21 protein-coding genes are annotated in these 24,668 nt (G+C 60.7%); 9 read left to right on the top strand and 12 right to left on the bottom strand.

Annotation, left to right across the window (positions count from 1 at the left end):
- Positions 1-3 precede the first annotated feature (3 nt).
- The 5 genes from V8J85_RS19075 (at position 4) to V8J85_RS19055 (ending at position 4,694) form a co-directional block, all read left to right on the top strand.
- Positions 4-759: a LamB/YcsF family protein gene (locus V8J85_RS19075; RefSeq protein WP_339955374.1), complete on the top strand. Its 756-nt coding sequence runs from the start codon at positions 4-6 to the stop codon at positions 757-759.
- A 75-nt stretch (positions 760-834) separates the two neighbouring features.
- Complete coding sequence (locus V8J85_RS19070) at positions 835-2,469, top strand: DUF1800 domain-containing protein (RefSeq protein WP_339955373.1); 1,635 nt, start codon at positions 835-837, stop codon at positions 2,467-2,469.
- A 3-nt stretch (positions 2,470-2,472) separates the two neighbouring features.
- Positions 2,473-3,609, top strand: a complete 1,137-nt coding sequence (locus V8J85_RS19065; RefSeq protein ID WP_339955372.1) for a DUF1501 domain-containing protein — start codon at positions 2,473-2,475, stop codon at positions 3,607-3,609.
- A 295-nt stretch (positions 3,610-3,904) separates the two neighbouring features.
- Positions 3,905-4,297: a hypothetical protein gene (locus V8J85_RS19060; RefSeq protein ID WP_339955371.1), complete on the top strand. Its 393-nt coding sequence runs from the start codon at positions 3,905-3,907 to the stop codon at positions 4,295-4,297.
- Between the two features lie 58 nt (positions 4,298-4,355).
- Positions 4,356-4,694, top strand: coding sequence for a hypothetical protein (locus tag V8J85_RS19055; protein ID WP_339955370.1), 339 nt, complete (start codon positions 4,356-4,358; stop codon positions 4,692-4,694).
- Positions 4,695-4,807: 113 nt separating this feature from the next.
- Here the strand turns inward: V8J85_RS19055 and V8J85_RS19050 are convergent, their stop codons facing one another.
- Positions 4,808-6,382, bottom strand: coding sequence for a gamma-glutamyltransferase family protein (locus V8J85_RS19050; RefSeq protein ID WP_339955369.1), 1,575 nt, complete (start codon positions 6,380-6,382; stop codon positions 4,808-4,810).
- 251 nt (positions 6,383-6,633) lie between these two features.
- On the opposite strand from V8J85_RS19050, the gene V8J85_RS19045 reads away from it, so the two are divergent.
- Positions 6,634-7,791, top strand: a complete 1,158-nt coding sequence (locus V8J85_RS19045) for a thiolase family protein (protein ID WP_339955368.1) — start codon at positions 6,634-6,636, stop codon at positions 7,789-7,791.
- An 82-nt stretch (positions 7,792-7,873) separates the two neighbouring features.
- Here the strand turns inward: V8J85_RS19045 and V8J85_RS19040 are convergent, their stop codons facing one another.
- Positions 7,874-8,212: a hypothetical protein gene (locus V8J85_RS19040; protein ID WP_339955367.1), complete on the bottom strand. Its 339-nt coding sequence runs from the start codon at positions 8,210-8,212 to the stop codon at positions 7,874-7,876.
- 264 nt (positions 8,213-8,476) lie between these two features.
- Here V8J85_RS19040 and V8J85_RS19035 point away from each other — a divergent pair, with 264 nt between their 5' ends.
- Both V8J85_RS19035 and V8J85_RS19030 read left to right on the top strand, forming a co-directional pair.
- Positions 8,477-8,905 (top strand): hypothetical protein, encoded by a 429-nt coding sequence (locus V8J85_RS19035; RefSeq protein ID WP_339955366.1) that lies wholly within the window; start codon positions 8,477-8,479, stop codon positions 8,903-8,905.
- Positions 8,906-8,968: 63 nt separating this feature from the next.
- Positions 8,969-9,265 (top strand): hypothetical protein, encoded by a 297-nt coding sequence (locus tag V8J85_RS19030; RefSeq protein ID WP_339955365.1) that lies wholly within the window; start codon positions 8,969-8,971, stop codon positions 9,263-9,265.
- 88 nt (positions 9,266-9,353) lie between these two features.
- On the opposite strand, the gene V8J85_RS19025 is transcribed toward V8J85_RS19030, so the two are convergent.
- The 10 genes from V8J85_RS19025 to dnaE all read right to left on the bottom strand — a co-directional run bounded on the left by V8J85_RS19025 (position 9,354) and on the right by dnaE (position 23,557).
- Positions 9,354-10,055 carry a L,D-transpeptidase gene (locus V8J85_RS19025; protein WP_339955364.1) on the bottom strand — a complete coding sequence of 234 codons (702 nt, stop codon included), beginning with the start codon at positions 10,053-10,055 and terminating at the stop codon, positions 9,354-9,356.
- A 198-nt stretch (positions 10,056-10,253) separates the two neighbouring features.
- Positions 10,254-11,333, bottom strand: coding sequence for a BMP family ABC transporter substrate-binding protein (locus tag V8J85_RS19020; protein WP_339955363.1), 1,080 nt, complete (start codon positions 11,331-11,333; stop codon positions 10,254-10,256).
- Positions 11,334-11,356: 23 nt separating this feature from the next.
- On the bottom strand, positions 11,357-12,271 hold the full coding sequence (locus V8J85_RS19015; protein ID WP_339955362.1) for an ABC transporter permease: 915 nt from the start codon (positions 12,269-12,271) through the stop codon (positions 11,357-11,359).
- A complete protein-coding gene (locus V8J85_RS19010; protein ID WP_339955361.1) occupies positions 12,272-12,607 on the bottom strand; it encodes a hypothetical protein in 336 nt (111 codons plus the stop codon).
- The gene (locus tag V8J85_RS19005) at positions 12,604-13,686 is read right to left on the bottom strand and encodes an ABC transporter permease (protein WP_339955360.1); all 1,083 of its coding nucleotides are present in this window, start codon (positions 13,684-13,686) and stop codon (positions 12,604-12,606) included. The genes V8J85_RS19010 and V8J85_RS19005 overlap by 4 nt, the downstream gene beginning before the upstream one ends.
- A gap of 105 nt (positions 13,687-13,791) precedes the next feature.
- Positions 13,792-15,315, bottom strand: coding sequence for an ABC transporter ATP-binding protein (locus tag V8J85_RS19000; protein WP_339955359.1), 1,524 nt, complete (start codon positions 15,313-15,315; stop codon positions 13,792-13,794).
- Positions 15,312-16,046 carry a xanthine dehydrogenase accessory protein XdhC gene (gene xdhC, locus V8J85_RS18995; RefSeq protein WP_339955358.1) on the bottom strand — a complete coding sequence of 245 codons (735 nt, stop codon included), beginning with the start codon at positions 16,044-16,046 and terminating at the stop codon, positions 15,312-15,314. The genes V8J85_RS19000 and xdhC overlap by 4 nt, the downstream gene beginning before the upstream one ends.
- A complete protein-coding gene (gene xdhB, locus V8J85_RS18990; protein ID WP_339955357.1) occupies positions 16,043-18,472 on the bottom strand; it encodes a xanthine dehydrogenase molybdopterin binding subunit in 2,430 nt (809 codons plus the stop codon). Before xdhB ends, xdhC begins: the two co-directional genes overlap by 4 nt.
- Positions 18,469-19,830 (bottom strand): xanthine dehydrogenase small subunit, encoded by a 1,362-nt coding sequence (locus V8J85_RS18985; protein ID WP_339955356.1) that lies wholly within the window; start codon positions 19,828-19,830, stop codon positions 18,469-18,471. Before V8J85_RS18985 ends, xdhB begins: the two co-directional genes overlap by 4 nt.
- A 160-nt stretch (positions 19,831-19,990) precedes the next feature.
- Complete coding sequence (gene dnaE / locus V8J85_RS18980; protein ID WP_339955355.1) at positions 19,991-23,557, bottom strand: DNA polymerase III subunit alpha; 3,567 nt, start codon at positions 23,555-23,557, stop codon at positions 19,991-19,993.
- A gap of 76 nt (positions 23,558-23,633) precedes the next feature.
- Here dnaE and V8J85_RS18975 point away from each other — a divergent pair, with 76 nt between their 5' ends.
- Complete coding sequence (locus tag V8J85_RS18975) at positions 23,634-24,578, top strand: glycoside hydrolase family 5 protein (protein WP_339955354.1); 945 nt, start codon at positions 23,634-23,636, stop codon at positions 24,576-24,578.
- Positions 24,579-24,668 lie beyond the last annotated feature (90 nt).

Raw genomic sequence — 24,668 nt, 5'->3', positions numbered from 1 at the left:
TAGATGCGCAAAGTCGATTTGAACGCGGATATGGGCGAAGGTTTTGGCCGTTGGAAAATGGGTGATGATGCGGCGCTGCTGGACATCATCACCTCGGCCAATATCGCTTGCGGCTTTCATGCGGGCGACCCGGATGTGATGGATCGCACGATGCGCACCGCAGTCGAAAAAGGCGTCGGGATCGGGGCGCATCCGGGTTTTGCCGACCTCAAGGGTTTCGGGCGGCGGCGTTTGCCGCTGAGCCATGAGGAAATCGCGAATGCCGTTGTTTATCAACTCGGAGCGGCCCAGGCGGTCGCGCGCCGGGCCGGGGGTAGCGTGCGGCATCTCAAGCTGCATGGCGCGCTGGGGAACATGACGTCGGAGGATGTCACTTTGGCGCGTGCCTGCTATGCGGCGGCCTTGGAGGTCGCCCCTGATATCGTCATCATGGTTTTGGCCGAAACAGCGCAGCAGCAGGCCGTGCGCGATCTGAACTGCAACTGGGCGGGCGAGATTTTTGCGGACCGCGCCTATAATGACGATGCGACCCTCGTTGATCGCAGCAAACCGGGCGCGGTTTTGCATGACGCGAAGGAGGCCGCCGCGCGCATCCTGCGCATGCTGGATGCCGGTGCGATCATCGCGGAAAGCGGCAAGCAGATTCCCTGCCGTATCGATACGATCTGCATGCATGGCGACACACCGGATGCGGTGAATATGGCGCGCGCCGTGCGGGCAGAGCTTAGCGCGGCTGGGGTCGAACTCGTGAAACTCTAGGTCAAAACCCGCTGGTTTCTGCGTGTTTTCGGCAACCCACTTGGTTTTCTCGGCGCCCGGGCTGACAATACATGTATGCAGATTACACGGCGGGAATTGCATAAAGGCCTGCTTTCGCTGCTTGTTCTCAGCGGCACCAAGCTGGCTGCAGCCACCCCATCCCCTGATATCGCCGCGCTTAACCGCCTGACATATGGCGCGACGCCCGAAGGCCGCGATCGGTTCGTCGCGCTGGGGCTTCGGGGATGGCTGGACGCCGAATTGGCGAAGCCTGCCAATGATCCGGCAGTGCAGGGCATGCTGGACACTGCAGAGCTTCATATCAAATTTGATGCGGGCGAAAATGACCAAGGCGCGACATGGGAGGCCGTCGATGAGATGCGCCCGCTTTCTGCGCTGAAAGCTGAACCCGCAGACCTCGTGCCCCTTCTTGATTTCGAACAGCCTTATGCCTGGCCCGAACGAATCCGCCCCGCGAAAGAGGTCGTTGCAGCATCGCTTATCCGCGCAGTGCATGCCGATGCGCAGCTGCGCGAGGTGATGACGGGGTTCTGGCACGAGCATTTCAGCGTCAATGCGCTGACCAATGCCAAAACTGCCGTGTTCTTCCCGGCTTATGATCGGGCGATCCGAGCACAAGCCTTTGGCAATTTCCGCACGCTTCTGGGCGAAGTCACACGCGCCCCGTCGATGCTGCGCTATCTCAACAACGACGAAAGCCGCGCGAGCCCGGCGAACGAGAACTTTGCCCGCGAATTGTTGGAACTGCACACGCTGGGGATCGGGGCCTATTACAACGACCTTTATGATAACTGGCGCGATGTGCCGGGTGCTTTGGATGGTCGTGCCGAAGGTTATATCGATCAGGATGTCTATGAGGTCGCGCGCGCCTTTACCGGGTGGAGCATCGGTGACGGGCGTTGGGTGTCAGAGGGTGTGAACGCGCCGGAAACCGGCAAATTCCACTATATCGAAGCATGGCACGACCCCTATCAAAAGCGTGTGCTTGGCGTTGAATTCCAGCCCAATCGCGGGCCGATGGCGGATGGGGAACAGGTGCTTGACATGCTCGCGGCGCATCCGGCGACGGCGCGGCACGTGACCCGTAAGCTGTTGATCCGGCTGGGGATCGAGGCGCCTTCGGATGACTACCACGATGCGGTTACGCAAAGTTTCCGCGATCACGCAGCGGCAGATGACCAGATTGCACACGTCCTGCGGACCGCGATCCTGCATCCCGAATTCAGCGCGACACAACCCGCGAAATTGCGCCGTCCCTTCGAATATCTCGCCGCGATTTATCGGGCGAGTGGCGCGCAGGTCATTAGCCCTAGTACCGATTTCGATTGGCACCTGACCCGTGCGGGCTGGACCCAGCATCAGGTGAAACCGCCGACGGGGCATTCCGATCTGACCGTGGACTGGGCGAATACGCGCACGCTGAATGGTATGGTCGGGTTGGCGCTTTATGCCCATGAGGATTGGATGAACGCGCAAGAGCGCGATAGCGGGTCGCTGGGCGATTTTGGCTCATTGAACGCCCTGATTGCGCATGTCGAAACGCGCTTTGGTGCCGTGACAGGAACGGTTCGCAAGGCGCTGGCGACCTTGGAGGTCAACGGCCTGCCCGAAGATCGCGAAGACCGTGTCTGGGTCACGGGCGTCGCAAATGCCGCTGCCGCCCTGCAACCGCAATTCATGTTGAGGTAAGCGATGGCCGATCCGATCCTTGTCGTGATCTTTCTGCGGGGCGGGGCCGATGGGCTGAACCTCATCTCGCCAAGTGGCGATACTGATTTGATAGCGGCGCGCCGACCGGAATTGCGTGTAGCCCGGAAGGGTGATGATGCCGGGTTTATCCTGAAAGATCAGGCCGATGACGTGGATTTCCGGTTTCACCATCGGGCCAAAGGGCTGTCCGAGCTGTTTGCGGCTGATGAACTGGCCGTCATTCACGCGGCGGGTCTGACAGACGGTACCCGCAGCCATTTCGACGCCGAAGACAGGATGGAACGGGCGAGTACGGCCAGCACCGCTGGTGGCTGGTTGGGCCGGTGGCTGGCCATGATGAGCCCGGAGGGCCCGTTGCCCGCGCTTGCCGTGGGCGGCAGCGCGCCGGAAAGCCTGCGTGGTGGCGGTGGCGTGCCGGTGGCTGATGCGCTGGAGGACCTGATCCTGCCCACCGGTCACGATCTTGCCCACCAAATCGGTCAGCAGATGCTGGACGGCTTTGCCGGGCATCCGCTGATCGGGCCGCAGGTTGGACAACTGATGGGGCTGTCGACCTTGCTGACTGACAGGCTGATCTCATCAGAGACTGGTGAGCGGGAGGGCTACAAGACAGATATCGACTACCCGAATGGCCCGCTTGCCGGGGCGCTGCGCACGATTGCTCATGCGATCAAGACGGATCTGGGCATGCGGGTCGCCACCGCTGATTACGGCGGCTGGGATACGCATGTGGATCAGGCCGGAGAATTTGCGAACCATGTCAATCACTTGTCGGAATCCGTCACCGCATTCTGGCGAGATTTAGGTGCAGTGCAGGAACATGTGACCGTTGTCGTGATGAGCGAATTTGGTCGTCGATTGCGCGGCAATACGGCCGGTGGCACCGACCACGGCTATGGCAACGCGATGATGGTCCTGGGTGGCGATATCCGTGGCGGGCGAATGTTGGGAGACTGGCCGGGGCTTGCGAATGAAGCGTTGGATATGGGCGCTGATCTCGCGATCACGACGGACTACCGGAATGTCCTGTCCGAAGTGCTGACCCGGCACATGCAAACATCTGATCTGACGGGCGTTTTTCCCGATTTCGCGCCTGCGCCGATGGGGCTTTTCGCCTGATCTGCGGTTGGTCTGCGCCCGCCCGGATTAACGGAGTGTTACGTGACCGACCGGACCCCCCGGTGGGCTGCCGCCACAGACTGAATTGCTGACCGGGTGCGCGGCATTCACCGATATCGTGACCGGCAACTTGTCCCGCCTTACGAGGATGTGAACCGGCATATGGCGCTGTGACATGTGTACAGCGGGCGTACACACAGCGTGCACACGCTGTACACACACTGTCCGTACGGATGGGTTTCACCCTGTTAACGGATCGCTTAGACAGGGGGGCAGGTTAAGGACGAGGGTGAGCATGGCACGCGGCGCAGGTGGGTCCGACGGGGGCACGGGCAGTTTTCTGATCGGGCTGATCATGATGATCGGGGGCGGCTATCTGCTGCTGAACAGCATCGTCGTGCGGCCGAATTTCGGGCTGGGCGCGGTGGCGTTCCGGTTCGGCGGGTTCCCCATCACCAGCGGCATGATTCTGATCCCGTTCATGTTCGGGGTGGGGATGATTTTCTATAACTCGAAGAACTGGATCGGATGGCTCTTGGCCGGAGGATCACTGATCGGCCTGATCTTCGGCGTCATCGCGAATATGGAACTGCAACTGACACGGATGAGCGCATTTGATCTGATCGTGATTCTGGTGCTGCTTGTGGGTGGGATCGGGTTGTTTTTGCGGTCGTTGCGGGCGGGGTAGGTCAAAATTGAGCAATAAGGAACCGCTACCGCTAATTCATGTAATTGAGCAAATGGTCATGCAGCAGCTGACCTTTGGCGAGCATTCAATGGATCAGCTAACGATCAAGTTTGCGGATGATCCTATGTTGTTGGGTTACTTATTTGGCATCGCCGATATGGCTTACTTTCAAACGGAAAACCAGCAACCCGAAGGCGTTAGCGCACTTGACTACATAGCCGCATTTTTTGACTCGCTAATGGGCCTACAGTCGGAAAATGTGATGAGTTTTGCGATGTCGGCACGGGTCGTTCCGGCATTCGATCAAGGACGACGGCTAGGAGCTGATGAACTGGCAAACTGGATCAAGACGCAGGGCCAGTTTATTCCGATGGGATTGGCAAATAGACTCATGTAATTGAGCGCACCTTTTCAATCTTATCCGCCCGGTGGGCACCACCGGGCAGCGCCCGACCACCCCCATGGGCGGGCGCTTCACACCCACCCGCGGTCGAGCACTGCCCTCTGCGCTTAATACCCCACCGCACACCCATCCTTCCGCGGATCGCTCCCTCCTTCCAGTACCCCGTCCTCATGCAACAGGATCGCCTGTGATCCGCCGATTGCCGTCGCTGGTGTTTGCACGTTGTGCCCGAGGTCGCTGAGGGCGCTGCGCACGGTGTCGGAATAGCCGGTTTCGACGTTCAGGATGTCTCCTTCCGCGAAGCTGCGGGGGGCGTCCATGGCCGCTTGGGGGGATAGCCCGAAGTCGGTGATGTTCGTCACGAACCGCGCGTGCCCGGTGGATTGGTATTGTCCGCCCATGACGCCGAAGGGCATGTGGACCTTGCCACCCTTCTTTAGCATCGCGGGAATGATCGTGTGCATGGGGCGTTTGCCGGGGCCGGCCTCGTTTGGGTGACCCTGTTCCAGCGTGAAGCCCGCGCCGCGGTTCTGGAACAGGATGCCGTATTTGTCGGACGCGATGCCCGCGCCGAAGGAGTGGAAGACCGAATAGATCAGCGAGACGCACATGCGGTCCTTGTCCACGACGGTGATGTAGATCGTGTCTTTGTGCACCGCTTCGGCCCCCGGCACTGCGCCGGGCATGGCTTTGTTCGGGTCGATCAACGCCGCCAGTTTCGCGGCTGTCTCGGGTGACGTCATATGGTCGAGCCGCGTCATGTGATCCGGGTCCGACAGGAACCGGTTACGGGCGTCGTAGGCGAGCTTGGTCGCCTCGGCCTCTATATGTGCGCGCTCGGTCCCCCAAGGATCCATGCTCGCAATGTCGAAATGTTTGAGGATGTTGAGGAGCAGGATCGCGGTGGCGCCCTGGCCGTTGGGCGGATGTTCGTAGAGGTCGAGCCCGCCGTAATCGCCCATGATGGGGGTGGTGTAGTCGCAGGTAGTGTTGGCGAAGTCGTCCAGCGTGTGGGTGCCGCCTTGGGCGCGGAGGGTGTTTACCATATCTTCGGCGATTTCGCCTTCGTAGAATGCTTCGCGCCCGTGCATCGCGATTTCGCGCAGGACCTTGGCCTGGCCCGGTGCGCGGAAGATCTGGCCGGGGGTGGGGGCCGCGCCGTTCATCAGGAACAGGTCGCGGGCGTGGCCGGAGAGGTTGTCGACCGCCTGCGCCCAGTCCGACGCGACACGCTCAGCGACCGGCACTCCGGCCTCGGCATAGTGGATGGCGGGGGCGAGCGTGGCTTTGAGCCCGATCTTGCCCCAATCCTTGGACAGACGGCAAAAGGCATCGACCGCGCCGGGGATGGTCACGGCGTCGGCAGCGTAGGGGGCGATGACATCGCCTTTGGCGCGCAGGGCATCCGCTTCGATCCCGGCGGGCGCTCGGCCTGAACCGTTGAGCGCCTTGATCTCGTCCGAGCCGGGCGGGTTGAACAGCACAAAGCAATCGCCGCCGATCCCGGTCATCTGCGGTTCGCAAAAGCCCAGCAGGACGGCCCCGGCGATGGTGGCATCCATCGCGTTACCGCCTGATTCCATGATCTGCACCGCGACCTTGGCCGCCAAGGGATGCGACGTCGCGCACATGCCGTTGGTTGCATAGACGGCCGAGCGTCCGGGTTGGTGAAAATCGCGCATGATGTCCTCCGGGTTTTGTCGCCACGTTAAGCGTGTCCCGGGCGGGTGCAATGTGATTTTGGGGAGGATTGTCCCGACGCTGCCTGCATGGGTGGGGGCTATGAACAGACAGCGCCGGGGAAAGCCCTTCGGCTATGAAAACAAGATGCCGTTTGATCAGGGCGCGAGCGTGATCGGAATGGGGCGGTTTCGGGGCTTTTCCTTTGCCGATTGTGGCCATAGCTTTGAAAGGTATGGATGGAGGTCTGGACATGGAAAAGGTTGTCATTACCGGGGCGGCCCGCACGCCGATGGGAGGGTTCCAGGGTGTGTTCGCCGATGTGGATGCGGCGCATTTGGGTGGTGCCGCGATCCGGGCCGCGATGCATGGTGCGGGGGTGTCGACTGTGGATGAGGTGCTGATGGGTTGTGTGCTGCCCGCTGGGCAGGGACAGGCCCCGGCGCGGCAGGCGGGATTTATCGCCGGGCTGGGCGAGGATGTGCCCGCGACCACACTGAACAAGATGTGTGGGTCGGGGATGAAAACGGCGATGATGGCCTTTGACCAGATCGCGCTGGGCGGGGCTGATGTGATGGTAGCTGGCGGGATGGAGAGCATGACCAACGCCCCCTACCTGATGCCCAAGATGCGGGCGGGTGCCCGGATCGGCCATCAGGAGGTGCAGGATTCGATGTTTCTGGACGGGTTGGAGGATGCCTATGACAAAGGGCGCCTGATGGGGACCTTTGCCGAGGATTGTGCCGAGAAGTATCAGTTCACGCGCGAGGCTCAGGACCATTATGCGCTGGCGTCGCTGTCGAATGCGCTGGATGCAGAGAGGTCCGGCGCGTTCGATGATGAGATCACGCCGGTCACCGTGCATGCGCGCACCGGCGAAGAGGTGATTACGCGGGATGAGCAGCCGGGGAAGGCGCGGCCCGAGAAAATTCCGACGTTGAAACCCGCGTTTCGCAAGGATGGGACGGTGACGGCGGCGAATGCCTCGAGCATCTCGGACGGGGCGGCGGCGCTGGTTTTGGCGAAAGAAGGCGCGGCAGGCGCGCGGGCGCGGATACTTGGCCATGCCAGCCACGCGCAAGCGCCGGGCTGGTTCACGACCGCGCCGGTGCCTGCGGCGCAAAAGCTGTTGGCCAAGATCGGCTGGTCGGTCGAGGACGTCGACCTGTGGGAAGTGAACGAGGCCTTCGCGGTCGTGCCCATGGCCTTCATGCACGAAATGGGCGTCCCGCGCGACAAGATGAACGTAAATGGCGGGGCGTGTGCCTTGGGCCATCCGATCGGCGCGTCGGGGACTCGGATTATCGTGACCTTGTTGAATGCGCTGGAAAAGCGCGACCTGAAACGCGGTATTGCCGCGATTTGTATCGGCGGCGGAGAGGGGACGGCGATTGCGATTGAACGGGTTTAGCGCGGCTCTGGCGGGTGTCTTCTGGGCGGGCGCTGTTGCGGCGACGCCTTTGCCAACATGCCCAGTTGAGGACGACGTTTATTCACAACGTTTCGCTCCGTTCCTCGCAGACGGGGCCGAAAGCAGATGTCAGCTGAGTTGGATCCAAAACAACCGACTTTTTGAGGTCATCTGGGAGCCGCACCCGAATGATTTCGAGGTGGAATTTGAACATCGTCGCGGCTTTCCACCAGTTTTGCGGGCTCAGCGTCCACCCCATCTGGTTGATGTCGACCGGGACGGCTGGGCCGACCTCGGTGTGTTCACCCTGATTGGGATGGTTAACGGTGACTACGACACCTTTCGGTATGATCCGCAGGCAGAGCGATTTGGTTATGTTGGGACGATGAATGGTCGGCTTTTCATAAGGCACTTCGGCCATCTGATTGCCATCGGCCGCAGTAGCGCCGCGGCAAGTGCCGTAAATGCGTATCAGTTCACAGACGACGTACTGACGCTCGCCTTCGATCTATACGTTGATGCAGGTCTGTCTGTCGGTCCAGAAGAACGTGCAAGTTGTGAGATCACCGTGGCCGGGACGACATATCAAAATCCCACTGACGACGACTTTGTAGAGATTTACCCAATATCACCAGGTCTCGTGTTCAGTTATTGCAATCTTTACGATGATGAGGGGGCAGGCGCCGTGAACCTTATCGATGAGAGACTCAACGCACAAATCGTACCGACCGGTACGGTCTTTCACTGTATCCTCGAAGGCAGCACCCATGCGGTGACGATCACCCAGGAAGATGGCAATTACATCTACAGTTATGGCCCGGTTGATGGTGCACCCGAACTTGTTATGGAGCGGGCGACAGATGATATGGTGATCCTAGCCGACAAAGGTGCCGGTCCGACAAAACTACGCGAGATTACCTTTCATAATGGGGCGTATGAATACACGGCTTATCACAGCTACAACGTGGCGAGTGCCGCGCGGGCGGGCTCACCCTTTGCCAGCGAGACGTTCGAGCGCGGTCTCCATGTCGTCCGGGAAGACAATCAGGGCGAGGTCGTCTTTCAAAAAACATGCATTCTTGCCACGTCGTTTGACAAGATTAGCGAACTTTGATCGACGCCTATCGCCGCGACGAAATGTCCGCTATAGGACAGGCCGTTAGTCAGGAGGGCATTGATGAAAAACGGGTTTCAGTATGGCGTATTGATGGTCGCCGGATTTTTGGGTGCCTGCACCGAATTGCAGAATGAACTGGCCGGGCGTGACCCGTCATTGCTGCGCACGGTGCCTGAAGGGGTCATATCGATCGCCGCACCGAACCAGAATCTCGATGAGGTGCGGATCAACCCTGCAGATGGCTGCTATGAGTACCTTTATCGCGGTCCGGTCGAGACGACGTTCCTGCCGCTGCGGACGCCCGATGGGCGACCAATCTGCAATCCCAAGGAAGAATCGCCGACTGAGGCTGCCTAAAGCCCAAAAAAGCCCCGGATCAGGTCCGGGGCTGCGATAGTTTGATACTGTGTGACATTGTCCCGGACGTGGTTCGGGACCTCTGCCCCTAGCTTCGCGCCGTCACGACGTTATCTGCCGGATACAGATGCGCCGTCACGCCGGTTTGCACATTGTCATACAGCCCATTGATATGCGCCATCACCATCCGCACGCAGCCCGAACTTGCGCGGCCACCGATGGAGCGGGGGCTGGGTGTGCCGTGGATCCGCAGATAGGTGTCGCGCCGACCGACAAACAGATAAAGCGCACGCGATCCCAACGGATTGCGTGGGCCGCCATCCATCCCGTCTTCGTGACGTTCATAAAGATGCGGGTCACGTTCGATCATGGCCTTCGTCGGTGTCCATGTGGGCCATTTCGCCTTGCGCCGGATCGTGTACGTACCCGGTTCGTAGAGGTTGCCGCGCGCGATGGCGACGCCATAACGCATGGCCGTTCCGTCACCGCGGATGTGGTACAGATATCGTGCCACGGCATCGACGTGGACATCCCCGGCCGAAAGCCCGTCATTCGCCTGCACCAGTTGTGGCAAGAACCGCGGGTGCAATCCCCACGGGTTCGATGTCGCTGGATCATAATTCGCGGGCGTGATCCGGCGATCCCAGGTGTTCCACATCGCACGGTTCGAGACCGGGCGACGCGCGGGCGCTTCTTCGATGAGTGCTGCGGCCTCTTCATTCGCGACAGCGGCAATGGGCGTCGAGAACATGGCGGCGGAAGTCATGACAAAATGACGGCGAGTTAACATTGTGAACGCTCCCCAGCGTGGCAAACTTATGATTCAATGAACGATTATGCGCGGAATAGGTTGCTTTTGGTCTAATCACAAACGTGTTGGGCGCATGGGGCGTTGGAATCGTTGCGAAAATACCATGGGGTCGTTTCATGGATGAAAAGTGAAAAGGCCCCACAATGCGCAGGGCCTTTTTGTTTGTTTTTCAATGGCTTACTGCGGAATTTCGGCAGTCAGTCCTTCGACGTAGAAGTCCATACCGGCCAAAGTGCCGTCATCGGCGACTTCGCCTTCTGCCAGCCATACGCTGCCGTCCTGTTTGTTGATCGGTCCCGTGAACGGGTGATATTCGCCCGACCGCATAGATTCGATCATCGCTTCGGCGCTCGCTTTGACCTCGGCTGGTACGGCATCCGTGATCTCACCGATCTTGACCATGCCCGGGGCGATCCCGTCCCATGTGTCGGTGCTTTCCCATGTGCCGTCGATCACCGCCTGCGTGCGCGCGATGTAGTAGGGGGCCCAATCGTCGATGATGGACGAGACGCGGGGGAACGGCCCGAACTCTGCCATGTCAGAGGCTTGCCCGAAGGTGATCACGTTCCCTGCCTGCTGCGCGGCGGCCTGTGGCGCGGTGGAGTCCGTATGCTGGAGCACCACATCGGCGCCTTGTTCGATCAGTACGGTCGCTGCCTCGGCCTCTTTTGCGGGGTCGAACCATGTATAGGCCCAGACGATCTTGAACTCGACATCGGGGTTCACTTCCTTGGCGTGCAGATAAGCCGCGTTGATACCCCGGATCACCTCGGGGATCGGGAAGGACGCGATGTAGCCGATGATGTTGCTTTCGGTCATGTGACCCGCGATATGCCCCTGCACGGCGCGGCCTTCGTAGAACCGGGCAGAGTAGGTCGAGACATTGTCGGCCCGCTTGTACCCGGTCGCATGTTCGAATTTCACATCCGGGAACTGCTCGGCCACGTTGATCGTCTGATCCATGTAACCGAACGAGGTCGTAAAGATCAGGTCGGCCCCTTGCAGCGCCATCTGGGTCATCACCCGCTCGGCGTCAGGGCCTTCGGGTACGCTTTCCACAAAGACCGTTTCAACGGCGTCGCCGAAATGTTCCTCGACCGCGAGCCGCCCTTGATCATGTTCATAGGTCCAGCCGCCATCGCCGACCGGTCCGACATAGACAAAGCCCACGGTCGTCGGTTCGTGCCCGTCAGCGAAGGCCCCTGTCGCCAGGCCAAGCGCAATAGTGGCGCCAGCCAATAGTTTCTTGATTGTCATTATTCATCCCCTTGGTAATTGCTTCAACGTGAAGCATGAAACGATTGGCCAAGTGACCCCGGCGCCCGTCCCGCCCGCATAATAACCAGAACGACGATGGTTGCCAGATAGGGGGTCATGGAAAGGTATTCGACCGGAATGGCGACGCCGGCGGCCTGCAAATTAAGCTGCAGGACGGTGACGCCGCCGAACAAATAGGCACCGATCAAAAGCCGCCATGGGCGCCAAGAGGCGAAGACGACGATGGCCAGCGCGATCCAGCCTGCGCCCGCCGTCATCCCTTCGGTCCATTGCGGGACGCGGACGAGGCTCAGGTAGGCGCCGCCGAGCCCGGCGCAGGCCCCGCCGAACATGATGGCAAGCAGGCGAACGCGGATGACGTGATAGCCGAGCGCATGTGCGGCCTCGTGGTTTTCTCCGACAGCGCGCAGGATCAGGCCGCCGCGCGAATAGGTGAGGAAGGCCCATGTGGCTGCTACGATCAGAAGGCCGACATAGACCATAGGGTCGTGTTGGAAGACGATGGGGCCGATGACGGGGATGTCCCCTAGCAGAGGGATGTGCCAATCTGGGAAGGCCGGAGCTTTGATGCCGATATAGCCTTGGCCCAGTAGTGCGCTGAGGCCGAGGCCGAAGAGGGTCAGGGCGAGGCCGGTCGCGACCTGGTTGGACAGCAGGAACTGGGTGAGGATGCCGAAGACAAGGGACAGGATGGCACCGCCGAATGCCGCGCCGATGAATCCTAGCCAAGGCGAGCCGGAATTGACCGCAACGATAAACCCGCAGACAGCGCCGGCGATCATCATCCCCTCGACGCCGAGGTTCAGAACGCCGGACCGCTCGACCACGAGTTCCCCGATAGCCGCCAGCAGGATGGGGGTCGCGGCGACCATGAGGGAGGCGAGCAGGAGGATGGGGTTGATCGCGGTGAGGTCCATTTAGAGGATGTCCAATCTCAGACCTGCGGTGACGAACGTCACAATGAAACCGACCACAAGTCCAATGAGTAGTGCGTACTGTCGATACCATGCTTTTGGCACTGGATGGGTTCGCCGACTTTCATCAATTTTCTGCCTTTGCTCGAACAAATTGCTGATCAGCGCGAAAGCTATGTTGGACAGAACGAAAGCGGCGATGAACCAGCCGAAGATGTTTTCCTCCACCAATAACATGAGCACGATCAACGCGGGTATCGAGCCGATGCAAAAGGCCATACTGGCGAGTAGTACTGCGACGGCAACGTCTCGTTTAGCGCTTTGCCAAGCTGTATTCACGCCATCTGCCTCCGCCCGAACCGCACCCGATAGTTCGTCAGCACATCTACCGCCAGCAGGAAGAACAACAGCATCCCCTGCATCAGCTGGATCGCCGCAAGCGGCAGCCCGAGGTTTGATTGCGCGATTTCGCCGCCGATATAGGTCAGTGCCATCAACCCGCCCGCCAGCAGGATGCCCACCGGATGCAGCCGCCCTAGGAAGGCCACGATGATCGCCGTGAACCCGTAACCCACATTGAAGTCGATGCTGATCTGGCCCGCTGGCCCCGCCACCTCGAACAATCCGGCCAGCCCTGCCAATCCCCCGGACAGCCCCATGCAGATCAGCACGAGCAACCCGGGGTTCACCCCGGCGAAGCGCGCGGCGCGGGGGCTTTGCCCGGCGAGCCTTACCTGAAACCCGAAAATGTGCCGCGAGAGTGCGATGTAGGCGAAAATCACCGCGATCAGCGCCGCGACGACACCCCAATGCATGCCGGTCCCTTCGATCAATTCGAGGTTTGCCGCCGATGGATACCGCGCAAGGTTGCGGCTGCCCGGGAAGCCCTGCCCATCGGGGTTACGTAATGCACCGAGCGCCATGGAGGCCAGTAATTGCTCGGCCACGTAAACTAGCATCAGGGAGACGAGGATTTCGTTGGTGCCGAACTTGACCCGCAGAAAACCCGGGATCATGGCCCAGAGGCATCCGCCGATGGCCCCTGCCAGCACCATCAGCGGGAAGATGATGAAGGACTCCGTCGGAAAAAATGCGAGGCCAACAGCCGCCCCGCAGATCGCACCGACGATGTATTGTCCCTCCGCGCCGATATTCCAGATGCCAGCGCGAAAGCCGAAAGACAGGCCGATCGCGATCAGAACCAGTGGAGCGCCCTTGATCAAGAGTTGTGGGCGGTAGAACCAAGCGAATTCGGAGAACAGCGGATCGAGAAAGATCGTGCGGATCGTCTCGAACGGGTTTTTGCCAAGCGCCGCAAACAGCAGCCCACCGCAGATCATGGTCAGCAGCACGGCCAGGACCGGCGTGGCAAAGGTCCAAACACGTGATGGCTGCGGGCGCTTCTCAAGGGTGATCATCCGGGCACCCCTACCTTCTTTTGGACAAAAGGGCTCCGCCCGTTCGTGGCTGAAACGATCCCCCAGATCGTTTCCAAGACGCCACTCACCCCGCCGGAGGCATACTCACGCATCCACATGCGCCACCTCCATATCATGCGCACCACCTAGCATCAGGCCAATCTGTTCGACGGTCAGCCCCTGCGCGGGACGCGGAGCGGAAAGCCGCCCTTCGTTCAGTGCGGCAAACCGATCCGAGATTTCCATCAGTTCATCGAGGTCCTGCGAAATCACAATCACCGCCGCCCCCTTCGCCGCCAAATCCAGTAGAGCCTGCCGGATCGCCGCCGCGGCCGAGGCGTCAACACCCCATGTCGGTTGATTCACGACGAACACATCTGGTGCTTGCATGATCTCGCGCCCGATGACGAATTTCTGCAGGTTGCCGCCGGAAAGGGAGCGAGCCGTGTTCGCAGGACCCGGCGTGCGGACATCGAAGGTCTTGATGACGCCTTCCGCAAAGCCGCGCGCCTTGGCCCACCGCACAAATCCGCGCTGCGTCAGGTTTTCGCGGGTCGTGGCGGTCATCACCGCGTTCTCGATCAGCGACATATCGGGGGCAGCCGCATGGCCCATCCGTTCTTCAGGTGCCGCAAGCAATCCGACACGTCTGCGCGCATTCGGCGACATCTGCCCGATATCCTTGTCCTGATAGCGGATCATCTGCGGGGCCACGCGCATCTCGCCAGAGAGCGCCGCGACCAGTTCATCCTGACCGTTCCCGGCAACGCCGCCGATGCCCAGGACTTCGCCATTGCGGACCTCTAGCGAGATACCTTTCAGCGTTGTGCCAAAGCGATGCGGTGCTTTCACGCTGAGGTCCTTCAATTCGAGAATAACATCACCCGCGGGCCGTGCCGCCTTTTCCGGCACGTGCAGCTTGGTGCCCACCATCAGCTCCGCCATGTCCCGCGCCGAGGTTTCGCGCGGATCGCAGGTGCCGACGACTTCGCCCAACCGCAAAACCGTCGCGTTGTCGCAAAGCGCGCGAATTTCCTCGAGCTTGTGCGAGATATAGAGGATCGCTGTCCCCTCGGCGCTCAGCTTGCGCAAGGTCTCAAACAGGATCGCAACCTCTTGCGGGGTGAGAACCGAGGTCGGCTCATCCATGATCAGCAACTTCGGATCCTGCAGCAGGCAGCGAATGATCTCGACCCGTTGCCGCTCGCCCGCCGATAACTCGCCAACGATCCTGTCGGGGTCGAGCGGCAGGCCGTATTGGTCCGAAACCTCACGCACCCGCGCCTTGATCGCCCGCTGGGGTGGCGGGTTCTCCATACCAAGCGCGATGTTTTCGGCCACGTTCAGAGCGTCGAAAAGCGAGAAATGCTGAAATACCATGGCCACGCCTGCCGCGCGGGCGGCACGCGGTTCGGCTGGTTCAAACGCAGCGCCGTTGAGCAGCATCGACCCGTTATCAGGCTTAACCAGCCCATAGATGGTCTTGACCAGCGTGGATTTCCCCGCCCCGTTTTCGCCCAGCAGCGCGTGGACCTCACCGGGCAGGATATCGAACGACACATCCTTGTTGGCGATCACGCCGGGATAGGCTTTGGTCAGGCCGCGCAGTTGCAGCAAAGGGGTCGTCATCCAGCGCGGTCCTTCAAGGCGTTCCGACCCGAGATCATGCTGGTTGCGACGCCAAGTGCAATGGCTGCGGGATGTTTTCCAAGGGTTGGATCGCCGATCGGGCAGGCTATGCGCGCGATTTGGGCAGGGCTGTGCCCCAATGCGGCGAGCCGGGATTTGAAGCGCGCCCATTTGGTTGCAGAGCCGATCAGACCCGCGCTGTGGAAGTCGTGATTGAGGAGGGCATGGCAGATGACGAGGTCGATCTCGTGGCTGTAGGTGAGGATCAGGTGGTCGGCGTTGGCGGGCGCATGCCTGACCGCCTGCGCGGGGTCCTTGGCGACCAATGTCGTCACTGTGGTGTCAGGAAAGCGGTCGGGCCTCGTATCCACCCATGTGATGTCGAAATCGGGCAGGGGCGCCATGACGTGGGTGATCGCCCGCCCCACATGGCCCGCGCCATAAATCCAGAGCGGGCGTGTTGATGGTTGGGACAACGTCTCGGCCTGCTCCCATGACAGTGTCACCGATCCGCCGCAGCATTGGCCGAGTGCCGGACCAAGCGGGATCGTTCGGGTGAACGCCTCACGTCCATCGGCCAACATCGCCCGGGCCTCCGCCATCGCGTCCCATTCCAATGCGCCGCCGCCGATCGTTCCTTCGATACGGTCCGCCCAAACCAGCATCTGTGTTCCCGCCTCGCGTGGCACCGATCCAGCGGTCTTGGTCACTGTGATGCGGATGCAGGTCATCCGCGTGCCCTTCCAACCGCGTTCAACACCTCTTCTGCAGTCGCGGGTGCCTGCAGGTCGGGGTAATTTGGACCGCAAGCACTCACCGCGTCCGACAGCGCAAGAAACGCCGAAATGCCAAGCATAAAGGGCGGCTCGCCGACGGCCTTGGAGCGATAGATGGTCTGCGCCGGGTTTGGGGCATCCCACAGCGCCACGTTGAAGATGTCCGGCCGGTCCGAACAGGCCGGAATCTTGTAAGTCGCAGGCGCGTGGGTGCGCAGCCGCCCCTTGTCATCCCAGACCAGTTCCTCGGTCGTCAGCCAGCCCGCGCCCTGCACATAGCCGCCTTCGATCTGGCCGATATCCAGCGCCGGGTTCAGCGATGCGCCTGCATCGTGTACAATATCGGTGCGTAAGATGCGGTTCTCCCCCGTGAGCGTGTCGATGACGACCTCGGTGACGGCGGCCCCTTGCGCAAAGTAGAAGAACGGCGTGCCTTCGCCCTTGATCCGGTCCCAGTTGAGGCCGGGTGTTTTGTAGAAACCCGTCGCCGACAGACTGACGCGGTTCTGATAGGCGGTCATGGCGGCCTGCGCGAAAGTCATGCGGTCGCCGCCGATATCCACATGACCATCGGCAAAGCTGACGTTTTCGGTGCTGGTCTGGTGCAGTTCCGCCAGACAGGCGGCCATCCGGTCGCGGATGATGTCGCAGGCATTGGCGACGGCCATCCCGTTCAGATCCGACCCGGACGAGGCCGCGGTGGCTGACGTATTCGGGACCTTGCCCGTGTCGGTCGCGGTGATCTTCACCGCGCTGACGTCGATCCCGAACCGATGCGCTGCGACCTGCGCGACCTTTTGAAACAGGCCCTGTCCCATTTCCGTTCCGCCATGGTTCATGTGAACGGAACCGTCCTGATATACATGCACCAGCGCACCGGCCTGGTTGAGGTGCGAAAGGGTAAATGAAATCCCGAACTTCACCGGGCTGAGCGCAATCCCTTTCTTCAGGATGGGCTGAGCAGCGTTCCAGTCTGCTATGGCGGCGCGGCGTGCGCGATAGTCGGACCGCTTTATCAGTGCTTCGGTTATCTCGTGCAGGATGAAATCCGTGACCGGCATCTTATATGGCGTTGTCTGCACCGTGGGTGGATCAAGATCCACCTTACGCCCTTGCGCCGTCTCATCCAGATCCGACCTAACCGCCCCGCGCGAGGTCGCGTCGAGCCCCTGCTTCTTTTGTTCGAAAATACCTTCGAGGGGGCGCGCAGCGCGGGGGGCAGACAGCCCCCCTCCCTCCATCGCCGCATAGTAACTACGCTGCCGCACGACCAACGGGTCCATGTCCAACTCAGCGGCGATGTGGTCCATCACCCGCTCGATCCCCAACACCCCTTGCGGACCACCAAATCCGCGAAAGGCGGTGGCGGATTGGGTATTGGTCTTCAGTCGATGCGACGTGATCCGCGCGGCGGGCAGGTGATAGGCGTTGTCGGCATGCAGCATCGCGCGGTCGGCCACGGGCAGGGACAGGTCCTGGGCCCAACCGCAGCGGGTCATCTGCGTGAAATCAACGCCGCGCAATAGGCCACTATTGTCAAACCCAGCCACGTAGTCGATGCGGAAATCGTGCCTCTTGCCGGTGATCATCATGTCATCGTCGCGGTCATAGCGCATCTTGCACGGGCGCCCGGTCAGCCGCGCGGCAACGGCGCAGGCGACGGCCAGAGCATTGCCCTGACTTTCCTTCCCGCCAAAGCCTCCACCCATGCGGCGGACTTCGCAGCGTACGGCGTGCATCGGTAGGCCCAAAGCCTCGGCCACCTTGTGCTGAATCTCGGTGGGGTGCTGGGTCGAGGAATGCACGACCATATCGCCGCCTTCCTGCGGCAGGGCGAGCGCGGCTTGCCCTTCGAGATAAAAGTGCTCTTGCCCGCCCATCGTGATGCTGCCCCGCACCTGATGCGGGGCCTCTGACAGGGCAAGATCCACATGGCCCTTGGTCCAGATACGTGGGCCATCCTCGAAACGACTGTTGGCGGTAAGGGCTTCTTCAATCGTCAGGATCGGCGTTTCTTCGGCATAAGCGACCTGTGCCAACCGCGCTGCCTTACGCGCCTGCAGATGCGTTTCGGCCACGACCAGAAAGATCGGTTGGCCAAGATAGTGTATGTCGCCCGTCGCGAGCATCGGTTCATCGTGGATCGAGGGTGAGACATCATTGGCAAAGGGCAGATCGTCGGCGGTCAAGACAGCGACGACACCCGGCGTCGCCCGCACCGGATCAAGGTCCATCGTCGTAATCGCGCCTTTCGCGATCTCGGCCATACCAAAGGCCAGATGCAGCGCGTTTGCCGGTACCGGCAGGTCATCGACATATCGCGCACTGCCGGTGACATGCAGCTTCGCGGCATCATGAGGGAGAGGCTTTGCGATGCTCATGCATTCACCTCCAGCACCGATGTGTTTTCACCGATACTTTCCAGGTAATACCGGACAAGAAGATTGCGGGCGACCTTCAAACGATACTCGGCTGAGGCGCGCATGTCGCTCATTGGTCGGAAGTCCTGCCTCCACGCTGGCCACGTATCGTAGACGGCTGGAATCGCATCATGTTCCCACTCTTGCCCGATCAAGGCCGCTTCGACATGCGTGGCCCGCTTGGGAATACCTGCCATGCCACCAAATACGATGCGCGCAGTGGTGACCCGATTGTTCTCGACCGTCACATTGAAACATCCGCACACAGCCGAGATATCCTGATCGAACCTTTTTGAAATCTTGTAGCAACGCAGGGCAGGGGCCTCTTTCGGGATCGTCACACCCGTCACCAACTCGCCCGGCTTCCGGTCCTGTTTGCCGTATTCCAGAAAGAAGTCCTCCAGCGGCATCTCGCGCACTGCATCTCCGTGGCGCAGATGCAGGGTCGCGCCCAGCGCAATCAGTGCAGGCGGATTGTCCCCGATGGGCGAGCCATTTGCGATGTTTCCGCCGATGGTCGCCGCATTGCGCACCTGGTCAGACCCGTAACGTCGGATCATTTCGGCGTAGGATGGGTGATACTCACCCATCACGGCCATGACCTCGCTCATCGTCGCCCCAGCACCGATATGGATGTCATCCCCGACGGTGATCTTTCGCAACTCTGCGCAGCGGCCCAGAAAGGCGACCTGCGGCAGGTCCTGCAACTGCTTGGTCACCCACAGGCCGACATCCGTCGCCCCCGCGATCAGGGTCGCATCAGGGTGCGCAGCGTACCATGCGGCCAACTCATCCAGCGTCTCTGGTGCATAGGTTGGCGCAGCCACATCCGGCGCTTGATCCGCCAGCCAGTCCGGCGCGGGTGCGGTGGAAGCTGTCTTTGCCGCCCGCACGATCGGCGCGTAACCCGTGCAGCGGCACAGGTTTCCCGCCAGCAGATCATCGAAATCCGTTCGTCCCGCCATATGCCCGGCCACCATCGTCGCCACGAAACCCGGCGTGCAGAACCCGCATTGCGAGCCATGGTGATCCACCATTGCCTGCTGCACAGGGTGCAGCGTGCCATCCGGGCCGCTGATCCCCTCGACCGTGCGCACGGCTTTCCCATGCAGCTGCGGCAGAAACAGGATGCAGGCATTCAACGCCTTCGCACCCCCACCGTCATCCACGATGACGGTGCATGCTCCGCAATCGCCCTCGTTACAGCCTTCCTTCGTGCCACACAGCCCGCGATCTTCGCGCAGCCAATCCAGCAATGTGCGTGTCGGGGTGGTCTCGACATGCTGAGTTTCCCCATTCAGAAGAAACGTCACATCCATGATGTCAACCTGCCGCCTTACCAAGGTCTCTGGGTGTCAGGCGCTGTCGATGCGGCGTAGATAGCGGCCTCCCATGCTTTGTCTAGCAAACCGCTAGCGGCCGCGATTGGCAAGCCCCTTGGGAGCAACCGCGACGTCGGGTTGGGCAGATGATGAGTTTTCAGGCATCCTCGACCTCGATCACCCCGCCGAGGCTGCGCAACGCGCCTTTGATCTGTGGGTTGACCGGGAAGTCCTGACCGAGGTCCAGTTCGACCTCGCCGGGCAGGTCGGGGTTCATCAGGCAGAAATAGATCGGTCCCTTGGCCGCGCGCACGCCATCCCGCGCGGCATTTTCGAGGATCGAGGCAACCGAATGGATCGCATCCGGCGCGTCGATGAAGACCCGCAGACCGGCCCCGCCTGCATCGGCGACGATATTGTCGATGGGCGCGACCGAGCGGCCCAGCAGTTTCAGCTGATCCGCCTCCATGGTCGCCTCGCAGGTCATGACGACCTGTGATCCGCTGTCGAGGAATTCGCGCGCCTGCTCCAGTGTGTCCGAGAACATCGTGACCTCGTATTGCCCGGTCGGATCGGAGAGTTGCACAAAGGCAAACCGGTTCCCCCGCGCCGATTTCCGTTCCTGTCGACCGGAAACCGTGCCGGCCATCTTGACGATGGCCGCACCGCGTTCGGCGCGCTGGGTTACATCGTCCAGTGTCATGATCCCTTGCCGTTTCAGCGGGCCCATATAATCATCAAGCGGATGTCCCGAGAGGTAGAAACCGATCGCCTTGAATTCCTCGGCCAAACGTTCGGCAGGCAGCCAGTCATCGCCACCGGGCAGGCGCGGTTCGGGCAGGTCCTCGCCCGCATCGCCGAAGAGGGATACCTGGTTGGACGACTTCTGATCATGGATCGCGGCGGAGTAGGCGGTAAGAGCGTCGAGGCTGTGGAAAACCCGCCGTCGGTTGGGGTCGAGCACGTCGAAAGCCCCGGCGCGTGCCAGCATTTCGAGGGACCGCTTGCCGACACGCTTGAGGTCTACGCGACGGGCGAAGTCGAACACATTGACAAACGGTTTGTGCGTCGCCGCTCCTGACCCCGCTCCGGGGTCTGCACCTTGGTGTCCCGGATCACGTCCGGGACTGCGTTGCTCTGTGATGCCATCACGCGCCTCGACAATCAGCTTCATCGCCTCGACACCGACGTTTTTCAACGCGCCCAGCCCATAAACCAGCTTGCCGTCCTTCACATCAAACGTCGCCATGGACCGGTTCACACAGGGTGGGACATAATCCAGCCCCAGCCCCTTTTTCACCTCCTGGAAATAGACGCCCAGCTTATCGGTCAGGTGGATATCGCAGTTCATGACCCCGGCCATGAATTCGACCGGGTGGTTCGCCTTAAGCCAGGCCGTCTGATAGCTGACGACCGCATAGGCGGCGGCGTGGGATTTGTTGAAACCGTAATTGGCGAATTTTTCGAGCAGGTCGAAAACCTCGCGGGCCTTTTTTGCGTCGACGCCGTTCTTTTTCGCCCCGGCCTCGAATTTCGGGCGCTCGGCGTCCATTGCCTCTTTGATCTTTTTACCCATTGCGCGGCGGAGCATGTCGGCCCCGCCGAGGCTGTAACCCGCCATTTCCTGCGCGATCTGCATCACCTGTTCCTGATACACGATGATGCCCTGTGTTTCGTCGAGGATATGGTCGATTGACGGATGCAGCTTATCACGGTCGCTGAGCCCGTTCTTGACCTCGCAGAATTTGGGGATGTTTTCCATCGGGCCGGGGCGGTAGAGCGCGACAAGCGCGATGATGTCCTCGATACAATCGGGCTTCATCCGCTTGAGCGCATCCATCATGCCCGAGCTTTCCACCTGGAACACCGCGATGGTTTTGGCGGAGGAATAAAGCGCATAGGACTTTTCGTCGTCCAGCGGGATGGCCCCGATATCGTATTCGAAACCTTCGGGCGCGTCATAAAGCTGCGTGCCGTCAATCGCCTGCGTCAATGGGCGACCGGCCTTTCGGATCAGATCGACGGCATTCTGGATGACGGTCAGCGTCTTCAGGCCCAGAAAGTCGAATTTCACCAGCCCTGCCTGTTCGACCCACTTCATGTTGAACTGGGTCGCGGGCATGTCAGAGCGCGGGTCCTGATAGAGCGGCACCAGCGCGTCCAATGGCCGGTCACCGATGACGACCCCGGCGGCGTGAGTGGAGGCGTTGCGCAAAAGCCCCTCGACCTGTTGCGCATATTTCAGCAGGCGGTCCACGACCTCTTCGGCCCGCGCCTCTTCCCGTAAACGCGGTTCGTCGGCGAGCGCTTTTTCGATGCTGACGGGTTTGACGCCTTCGACAGGGATCATCTTGGATAGCCGGTCTACTTGGCCGTAGGGCATCTGAAGGACCCGTCCGACATCGCGTACCGCGGCCTTGGACAGAAGCGCACCGAAGGTGATGATCTGCCCTACCTTGTCGCGTCCGTACTTTTCCTGAACATATCGGATGACTTCTTCACGCCGGTCCATGCAGAAATCGATATCGAAGTCGGGCATGGAGACCCGTTCAGGGTTCAGGAAACGTTCGAACAGCAGCGAATAGCGCAGCGGATCAAGGTCGGTGATCAGCAGGGCATATGCGACGAGTGACCCGGCGCCGGAGCCACGTCCGGGGCCGACGGGAATATCACGTTCCTTCGCCCATTTGATAAAGTCGGCGACGATCAGGAAATAGCCGGGAAACCCCATCCCTTCAATGATCCCCAGCTCGAATTCGAGCCGCTTTTCATACTCATCAACGGGGGCGGCATGGGGAATGACTGCAAGGCGGTCCTTGAGGCCCTGTTCCGCCTGACGGCGTAATTCGGCGACCTCGTCATCCGCGAATTTCGGCAGGATCGGGTCGCGTTTGTAGGCTTTGAACGCGCAGCGCTTGGCGATCTCGACGGTATTTTCGATCGCCTCGGGCAGATCGGCGAACAGCGTCGTCATTTCCTGCGGGCTTTTGAAGTAGTGCTGTGGCGTCAGACGACGGCGCGGTTCCTGTTGATCGACATAGGCGCCTTCGGCGATGCAGATCAGGGCATCGTGGGCCTCGAACAGGTCTGTCTTGGGGAAATACACATCGTTGGTGGCGACCAAGGGTATGTTTTTGGCATAGGCCATTTCGACATGGCCCCGCTCTACCCCCGGATGATCGGCGCCGGGGTGGCGTTGCAATTCGACGTAAAGGCGATCGGGATAGATCGTCGCCAGCCGATCCATCAGCGCCTCGGCCTTGGGCCGTTGCCCTTGCTGCAAAAGCCGCCCTACCGGGCCGTCAGGGCCACCAGACAGACAGATCAGACCCTCATGATATTGTGCCAGTTCCTCGACCGTGACCTGCGGCAGCTGACCCCCGGCATCGAGATAGGCGCAGGAGTTCAGCTTCATCAGGTTTTCGTAACCACGCTCGTTCTGCGCCAGCAGGACAATAGGGGCAGGGTCATCGGGCCGCTTGCCTGGCTCTGGCGTGGCATAGCCGACGTCGACCTGACAGCCGATGATTGGTTGTACACCTGCCGCTGCCGCACCTTCGGAAAACTCCAAAGCACAGAACATGTTGTTGGTGTCGGTCACGGCAACGGCCGGCATGTTCATGCTTGCGGCGAGGCCGGGCAGTTTCTTGACGGAAACGGCACCTTCCAGCAACGAGTATTCGGTGTGGACGCGCAGGTGGATGAATCGGGGGGATGTGGTCATAGCGCTACCCTATCGGATGGCCCGCGACGCACAAGATGAGCGTGCATTTCAAAACAGTCCCGCATAGGCTGATGCCATGCGTTTATTGATTTTGTTATTTCTGCTTTTCGTCCGGCCCGCATTTGCCGATCACGCCTTCCCGGTGCAGCGCTGCGTCAACCTTGATCAGGCGCTCGAGGCCCCGAACGAAGGTGATTGGGGCTATACGATCACGCGCCCCGACATCGAATGGATCGCCGCGCAGGGTTTCGACACGATCCGGCTGCCCGTGCGGTTCGACGCGCATTGGGACGGGCAGATCGCCCCCAGTTTCCTTGTCCGGGTCGATGCGGTCATCGGCTGGGCGATGGCGGTTGATCTGAATGTCATCCTGGATCTGCATCATTTCGAAGGGATCATGTCCGACCCCGCCGCGCATGCCAAAACCTTCACGGCGATCTGGAGCCAGCTGGCCGGTCATTACGCCGATCACGACGACCGTCTGATCTTTGAGCTTCTCAACGAGCCGCAGGAAGAGTTGACGACCGAAATGGCGGTGGCGCTATTCGCCGATATCCTGCCGGTGATCCGGGCCCAAAATCCAACGCGATGGGTGGTGATCGAAGGCGGATATTGGTCAAACATCACGCAGTTGTCTGCATTGCCGCGGCTTGATGAACATACGGCACTGTCGTTTCATTATTACGGGCCGTGGGAATTCACGCATCAGCAGGCCACATGGCTTGATGAACCGCCACCTCCTACCGGTTGGGGAAGCACGGCCGAGCGGGATCGGGTCAAAGGTCACATTGCGGAGGCCGGCCGGTATGGACTGCCGATGCTGCTGGGTGAGTTCGGGGTGACGGCTGAAACCGAAGCGGGTGCGCGCGCGGACTGGATCAAGACGGTGCGGCAAGAAGCCGAGGCGCATGGCATGGGGTGGTGTCATTGGGGATTTGCCGGGGGGTTTCCGATTTTCGATGCTGGCAGGCGCGATTGGTTGCCGGGGATCGCGGCCGCATTGATGGGTGATGAAAATTAAGGCAGCGCGCGTTGCCGGTTTTCCGCCGGTTCCGGGGCCAAGTGTCTCAGTTTATTGACCTTATCCGTCTCGCGACCCTATCCAATGGTC

The sequence above is a fragment of the Yoonia sp. 2307UL14-13 genome (assembly GCF_037572755.1).
Taxonomy (GTDB): Bacteria; Pseudomonadota; Alphaproteobacteria; order Rhodobacterales; family Rhodobacteraceae; genus Yoonia.
The sequence above is the reverse complement of the archived record's forward strand: the minus strand, read 5'-3'. Positions and strand labels throughout refer to the sequence as shown.